At 67.1% G+C, this 492-nt stretch carries 1 protein-coding gene; it reads left to right on the top strand.

The window, feature by feature from the left end; all coding sequences use genetic code 11:
• Window positions 1–492, top strand: a 492-nt coding sequence (locus tag A33M_RS21860; protein WP_040622736.1) for a Gfo/Idh/MocA family protein, incomplete at both ends; no start/stop codon positions are given.

Raw genomic sequence — 492 nt, 5'->3', positions numbered from 1 at the left:
TCCGATCTCGACGCCGCGCTGAAGAATCCCGACGACATCATCTTCTTCGACGCCGGCACCACCCAGATGCGCTGCGACCTGCTGGCCCGCGCGATCGAGGCCGGCAAGCACGTCTATTGCGAGAAGCCGATCGCCGAGACGGTCGCCAAGGCCGCCGAGGTCGCCAAGCTCGCAAAAGCGCGCGGCGTGAAGAACGGCGTGGTGCAGGACAAGCTCTTCCTGCCGGGCTTGCGCAAGCTGACCATGCTGCGCGACTCCGGCTTCTTCGGAAAGATGCTCTCGGTGCGCGGCGAGTTCGGCTACTGGGTGTTCGAGGGCGACTGGGGCCAGCCGGCGCAGCGGCCGAGCTGGAACTACAAGCTCGCCGAGGGCGGCGGCATCATGCTCGACATGCTGTGCCACTGGCGCTACGTGCTCGACAACGTGTTCGGCAATGTCGAGGCGGTGAGCTGCCTCGGCGCGACCCACATCCCGAGCCGGGTCGACGAGCGC

The sequence above is a fragment of the Rhodovulum sp. PH10 genome, assembly GCF_000293785.1.
In the GTDB taxonomy this organism is placed as follows: Bacteria; Pseudomonadota; Alphaproteobacteria; order Rhizobiales; family Xanthobacteraceae; genus Rhodoplanes.
This window is presented reverse-complemented; position numbering and strand designations above follow the sequence as displayed.